Here is a 5,698-nt window from a genome sequence, read left to right as displayed (position 1 = left end):
GTCCGGACCGTCCAGCGGCGCGTTGGCCAGCGCGTCGGCCACCAACTGGGAGCCCTCGTCCTGCACGTGCGCCCGCCCGTCGGCCACCGCCGCCAGGTCGCCCGGCGCGCCGCCCGGCAGATAGACGGCGTACGGCGAGAACGCGCCCGGCGCGCCGCCGACCTCGTCGGCCAGTGCCACCGGATCGGCCAGGCCGGGCCGGGCGCACAGGTGCACCGGTGGGCGCTCGTTGTCCTCGATGAGCAGCCGGGTCGTCTCTCCCAGGTCGCCGCCGAGTGCCTCGGCGAAGGCCCGGACGATCCACTGCGGATGGCTGTACGCCAGCGCCAGGTGCCCGATCGGATCGGTCTCCTCGGCCGGGGCGAGCTTCGCCACCCACGCGTCGGCGTCCCGCCCCGCGATCTCCCGCAGCACCGCGTTGGCGAAGCCGGTCGCGCCCGGACCCACCCGGCGGACCAGGTCCACGGTGGAGGAGACCGCGGCGTGCGCGGGCACCCGGGTGTGCAGCAACTGGTAGGCCCCGAGCCGCAGCGCGTCGCGCACCGGCGGGTCGATGCGCTGCACGTCCCGTCCCGCCGCGTCGGTGACGATCGCGTCCAGGGTGCCGGTGTGCCGCAGCGTGCCGTAGGTCAGCTCGGTGGCGAACGCCGCGTCGCGACCGCTCAGCCCCGCCTCGCGCAGCATCGTCGGGAGCACCAGGTTGGCGAACGCGTCGTCGCGGTGCACCGCCGCGATCGCCTCGTACGCGACCTGCCGCGGCAGGTCCACGGCCGGCCGGACCGGGCGGCGCGTGTCCCGCCGGTCACCACCGAACCGGTCCCCGCCGCGCCGGTCGCCGCCGGGCCGGTCACCGCGCTCACGGTCACCGCCGAACCGGTCGCCGGAACGCCGGTCGGCCTGCTCACGCGCGTACCCCCGGGAACGCTCGCCCTCGGCGGGCCGGTCCGGGCGCGACGGCCCCGTCACGCGGTGCAACCCTTCGTTCGCGACTGCGGGGCTCGCAACACCGGCTCACTCCTCGCGCTCACGCGAAGCCACCCTTCGTTCGCGACTGCGGGGCTCGCAACACCGGCTCACTCCTCGCGCTCACGCGAACACCTCGCCGGCGGTGACCCGGGCGCCGCGCGCCCAGTCGCCGGCGGGCATGGCCTTCTTACCGGCGGCGCGCACCTCGCCGAGGCGCACCGGCGTGGTGGCGGTACCGACGAGCACACCGGACTTCTCCACGTGCAGCTCCCCCGGCTTCAGCTCCGGGCCGTCGGGCAGCGGGGTGACCGGGCCGAGCTTGACCCGGTCGTCGCGGAACGTGGTCCACGGGCCGGGCGCGGGCGTGCAGGCGCGGATGCGCCGGTCCACCGCGAACGCGGGGTCGCCCCAACGGACCCGGGCGTCCTCCACGGTCAGCTTCGGGGCGAGCGAGACGCCGTCGGCCGGCTGCGGCACGGCCCGGGCGGTGCCGGCGCCGATCGCGTCGAGCACGGCGACCAGCAGCCCGGCGCCGGAGTGGGCCAGCCGCTCCAACAGGTCGCCGGAGGTGTCGGTGGGCCGGATCTCGTCGGTGACCGTGCCGTAGACCGGGCCGGTGTCCAGCCCTTCCTCCAGCTCGAAGACGCTGGCCCCGGTCAGCTCGTCGCCGTGCAGCACGGCGTGCTGCACCGGCGCCGCGCCCCGCCAGGCGGGCAGCAGCGAGAAGTGCAGGTTGAGCCAGCCGTGCCGGGGGATCTCCAGCGCCACCGGCGGCACCAGCGCGCCGTAGGCGACCACGGGTACGCAGTCGGGCGCCAGCTCGCGCAGCCGGTCGAGGAACTCCGGCTCGCGCGGGCGGGCCGGGGTGAGCACCTCGACGCCGTGCGCGTCGGCCCACGCGCCCACGGGCGAGCGGACGAGGCCCCGGCCACGGCCGGCCGGGGCGTCGGGGCGGGTGACCACGGCGAGCAGCTCGTGCCCCGAGGCGGCGATCGCGTCCAGGGCCGGTACGGCGACCGCCGGCGTGCCGGCGAAGACCAGGCGCATCCGGGTCACCGCCCCAGGCCGAACGGGTTGTTCAGGGTGTGCGGGCTCAGCTTGACCGTGGGCGGGGCGGCCTGGTCGTACCACTCGGCCTGGCGGATCGCCTTCATGGCCTCCTTGCGGCCGGCCGCGTCCAACCGGTCGACGAAGAGCACGCCGTCGAGGTGGTCGGTCTCGTGCTGCACGCAACGGGCCATCAGGCCGGTGCCGACGATCTGGACCGGGTCGCCGTGGGCGCTGAAGCCCTTGGCGACCACGTTCTGCCGGCGCTTGGTGTCGAAGTAGAGCCCGGGGATGGACAGGCAGCCCTCCGGGCCGTCCTGCTCCTCCTCGTCGGGGAACTCCAGCACCGGGTTGACCAGGTGGCCGAGCATGTCGTCGACGTCGAAGGTGAACACCCGAAGGCCCACCCCGAGCTGGGGCGCGGCCAGGCCGGCGCCGTTCTGCTCACGCATCGTGTCGGTCAGGTCGGCGACCAGCTTGCGCAGCTCGGCGTCGAAGTCGACCACCGGGTCGGCCGGCGTGCGCAGCACCGGATCGCCGAACAGACGGATGGGCTGAACGGTCACGCGGCGTGGCTCCTTGTCTGGGACGAGTGGTGCGCCCTCAGTCTACGGAGTGCGGCCGGGCGCTCCCGGTGGCCTACCGGGAACGGTGACCGGGGCCGCCTCGCGACCGACGACGATCGGCAGGGTGGCGTAACCACGCAGGGTGAGCCGGACCCGCCGCTCGGGCGCGCCGGCCAGGGCCACCCCGGGCAGCCGGCGCAGCAGCAACGGGAACGCCACCTGCGCCTCCAGCCGGGCCAGCGCGGCGCCGAGGCAGTAGTGCGGCCCGGCGCCGAAGGACAGCGGGTGGATCTGCGGCCGCCACGGGTCGAAGCGTGCCGGCTCCGGGTAGCGACGGGGATCACGGTTGGCCGCGCCCAGCATCACGATGACCCAGCTCTCCGGCGGCAGGTCGACGCCGCCGTGCCGGGACGGCTCGGTGCTCATCCGGGAGGTGAGCTGCACCGGCGAGTCGTAGCGCAGCAACTCGTCGACGTAACCGGGGGCGAACTCGGGGTGCTCGCGCAGCGTCGCGGCGGCGTCGGGGTGGTCGAGCAGCGCCACCAGGCCGTTGCCGAGCAGGTTGGTGGTGGTCTCGAAGCCGGCCACCAGCAGCACGATCAGGTTGGCCAGCAACTCGTCGCCGGAGAGGCGGTCACCGTCTGAGTCGTGGGCCTGGACCAGCGCGGTGGTGAGGTCGTCGGCGGGCGCCCGGCGGCGGGCCGCGACCAGCTCGGTGAAGTAGGCCCGCAGCTCGCCCGCGCCCCGGTCGGCCACGGCCAGCTCGTCGGCCGTGATCTCCGGCTCCAGGACCCCGGTCAGGTCGGTGGCCCAGCGCCGGAACAGCGGGCGGTCCGCCGCCGGGACGCCGAGCAGCGCGCAGATCACCCCGACCGGCAGCGGGTACGCGAACTCGGCCATGAAGTCGACGGGCGCGCCGTCGCGCCCGCCGGCCAGCAACCGGTCGACCAGCTCGTCGGCCTGCGCCTCGACCACGTCGCGCATGGCGGCGATCCGGCGCGGGGTGAACGCGCCGGCGGCGAGCCGCCGCATCCGGCTGTGGTCGGGCGGGTTGGTGCGCAGCATCGACCGGGAGATGGACAGCACGGCCGGGCTCTCCCGCCAGCCGGGCATGAACTGGTCGCGCAGGCCGTCGTCCATCACGCCGAACCGGGCGTCGCGCAGGATCGCGTCGGCCTCGGCGTACCCGGTCACCACGTAGAACACGGGCCCGGTCCGGACCACCGGCCCGTGCGCGCGCAGTCGCTCGTACGTCGGGTAGGGGTCGACCCGACCCGCGGGGGACATCAGCAGCGCGAGGGCGTCGGCAGGATCCACGGTCGGCCTCCCCGGGCGTCGGAGACCCCCATCATGCCCCCGTCGCGCCGGTCGGGCGATCCCGTCGCGGTGCCCGGGCGGCCGGTCAGGCTCCGGCGCCCGGCTCCCCGGCGAGCACCGCGCCGCCGCCCAGCAGGGCGTGCTCCGGCAGCGGCAGCGCGATGCCGTGCGCGTCCTCCCAGTCGTGGATCAGGCCCGGCCGGGCCTGCGCGGCGAAGAAGTCGACCGCGCTGACGCCGCCGACCACCGGCTCGTCGACCTCGGCGACCAGCCGGGCCGGCACCAGCGGGAACCCACCGCGCACCGCGGCGCTGAGCCGCCGGTGCCCGTCGACCACGAAGAAGTACTCCCCCGTGTAGCCGATGCTCAGTGGCTCCAGCGCCTCGTCGCCGGCCTCGGCCACCTCGCCGGCGAAGTCCGAGTCCCACAGACCACGCAGCGTGGCCACGTCCTCGGTCGGGTAGACCCGGTTCGGGTCGAGCAGCAGCAGCGGCTGGCCGGCGCGCAGCACCTCGGCGCCGAGCCGGCCCTCGTAGACGTCGACGACGTGCTGGATCACCTGCTCCGGGGTGGCCCGGGTGGTGTCGCAGATCAGGTCGTAGTTGCGCAGCCGGGCCTTGTCCACCCCGTACCGGACGATGAACCGGCCGCGCTCGCTCTCGCTGCGCTCGCGCAGCTTGGCCCGGGCCTCCTCCAGCGAGGTGTAGCTCTCGGCCGGGCCGGAGGGGCGGGCCAGCACCCGCCGGGCCGCCTCGGTCGGCTCGGTGATCATGTGCACCTTGAGCGCGTCGGTGAAGAAGTGCCACGCCAGGCGGGAGTCCATCACCAGCGACTCGCCCGAGGCGGCGATGTCGCGCTGGAGCTGGTCGACGTAACCGTCGACGGCCTGGTCCAGCTCGGCGTGCAGGTTGAGCTGGAGGGCGGTCATCTGCCGCTCCTGGGCCATCTGCCGGTAGAGGTCACCGACGCTGACCCGGCGCAGCCCGAGCCGCTCGGCGATCTCGACGGAAACGGTGCTCTTGCCGCTGCCGAGGTCACCGTTGAAGACGATCGACTGACGAACGGTCACGACTGGTCCACCCCTGCTCACCGGCTGACTGACGACATCGAATCCGTGTCGGCCCGACGTGCTCGGAGCATCCGTCGCGCCGTGTCCCGCGCGGAAAACCGCGCGCCTGGGCATGACGGGCGATGCTATCACCGCCCGCTACCCAATTGCCGGACCAGGTGTGCGGCAAACCCCAGCTCACGACCGTGCGCGCCGGCCCGGGTGCGCTGGGTCACGGCCGCCGGGACCGGTCAGAAGAGGCTGAGCGGATCCACCTGGAGCCGGACCGGATCGACCGCCTTGCGCGCGCTGCGCTGCCCGGCCGCCGCGTGCAGCGCGTCGGCCAGGGCGGCGGCCCGGGCCCGGGGGACCCGGACGAGCATCCGCTCCCGCCCCTCCTCCGCCGGCACCGGACCCAGGACCTCGGCGTCGTCCGGCAGGCGGGCGCCGGCCAGCAGGTCGGCCACCGCCTCGGCCACGCCTGTGACGCTGGCCATCCGGACCGCCGGCGGGAAGCCCAACTCGCGGCGCTCGGCCAGCTCGCGCTCGGCGAACCAGGCCGCGTCCCAGCGCAGCAACGCCTGCACCGGGGCGAGGGCGCCGTCCGCGACCACCACCACCCGGCCGCCGGAGGCGCCGGGCCGGGCCAGCGCGGCGGCGGCCATCCACCGGCGCAGCGCCTCCTCACCGGCCCGCAGGTCGGCCCGGGTGAGCAGCGCCCACGAGATCGGAAGAGCGTCGTGTAGGGAAAGAG

5 protein-coding genes are annotated in these 5,698 nt (G+C 75.3%); all 5 read right to left on the bottom strand.

All coding sequences use genetic code 11. From position 1 onward, the window contains the following. Nucleotides 1–966, bottom strand: a 966-nt coding sequence (locus HUW36_RS24160) for a transcription antitermination factor NusB (RefSeq protein ID WP_281357550.1), incomplete at its 3' end; no start/stop codon positions are given. Nucleotides 967–1,086: 120 nt separating this feature from the next. Continuing rightward, nucleotides 1,087–2,013 carry a methionyl-tRNA formyltransferase gene (gene fmt / locus HUW36_RS24155; protein ID WP_174530274.1) on the bottom strand — a complete coding sequence of 309 codons (927 nt, stop codon included), beginning with the start codon at nucleotides 2,011–2,013 and terminating at the stop codon, nucleotides 1,087–1,089. 5 nt (nucleotides 2,014–2,018) lie between these two features. Further along, nucleotides 2,019–2,579, bottom strand: coding sequence for a peptide deformylase (gene def, locus HUW36_RS24150; RefSeq protein WP_174530273.1), 561 nt, complete (start codon nucleotides 2,577–2,579; stop codon nucleotides 2,019–2,021). Between the two features lie 42 nt (nucleotides 2,580–2,621). Next, the gene (locus HUW36_RS24145; RefSeq protein WP_425487262.1) at nucleotides 2,622–3,866 is read right to left on the bottom strand and encodes a cytochrome P450; all 1,245 of its coding nucleotides are present in this window, start codon (nucleotides 3,864–3,866) and stop codon (nucleotides 2,622–2,624) included. 115 nt (nucleotides 3,867–3,981) lie between these two features. Next, nucleotides 3,982–4,965, bottom strand: a complete 984-nt coding sequence (locus HUW36_RS24140; RefSeq protein ID WP_174530271.1) for an AAA family ATPase — start codon at nucleotides 4,963–4,965, stop codon at nucleotides 3,982–3,984. Between the last annotated feature and the right edge of the window lie 733 nt (nucleotides 4,966–5,698).

It is taken from the genome of Micromonospora maritima, assembly GCF_902825405.1.
GTDB lineage: Bacteria > Actinomycetota > Actinomycetes > Mycobacteriales > Micromonosporaceae > Micromonospora > Micromonospora maritima.
This window is presented reverse-complemented; position numbering and strand designations above follow the sequence as displayed.